General features: G+C 68.1%; 2 protein-coding genes. Both read left to right on the top strand.

The features are described from left to right. A partial coding sequence (locus tag IF45_RS32820; protein WP_008417515.1) for a DUF742 domain-containing protein occupies nt 1-126 on the top strand: 126 nt, incomplete at its 5' end. Further along, nucleotides 107-504, top strand: a 398-nt coding sequence (locus IF45_RS0131075; protein ID WP_037638929.1) for a GTP-binding protein, incomplete at its 3' end; no start/stop codon positions are given. The genes IF45_RS32820 and IF45_RS0131075, both read left to right, overlap by 20 nt.

The raw sequence follows: 504 nt of genomic DNA on the forward strand, positions 1-504 counted from the left end.
CTTGTCGCCGACTTGGCGGAGGCCGGGCTTGTCGCCATCCATCAGCCCGGCGGCGACGAGAACGCCGGGGGCCAGCCAGACGTGACACTGCTCGAAAGGGTGCTCAGTGGACTTCGCAAGCTCTAACGGCGGAGCGGCCCGCTCCACCACCAGCGCGAAAATCGTGGTGGCGGGCGGCTTCGGCGTGGGCAAGACCACGTTCGTGGGAGCCGTATCGGAGATCAACCCGCTGCGCACCGAGGCCGTCATGACCAGCGCATCCGCCGGCATCGACGACCTCACCCACACCGGCGACAAGACCACCACCACCGTCGCCATGGACTTCGGCCGCATCACCCTCGACCAGGACCTCATCCTCTACCTCTTCGGCACCCCCGGACAGGACCGCTTCTGGTTCATGTGGGACGACCTCGTCCGCGGCGCCATCGGCGCCGTCGTCCTCGTCGACACCCGCCGCCTCGCCGACTGCTTCCCCGCCGTCGACTACTTCGAGAACAGCGGCCT

The sequence above is a fragment of the Streptomyces albidoflavus genome (assembly GCF_000719955.1).
Taxonomy (GTDB): Bacteria; Actinomycetota; Actinomycetes; order Streptomycetales; family Streptomycetaceae; genus Streptomyces; species Streptomyces albidoflavus.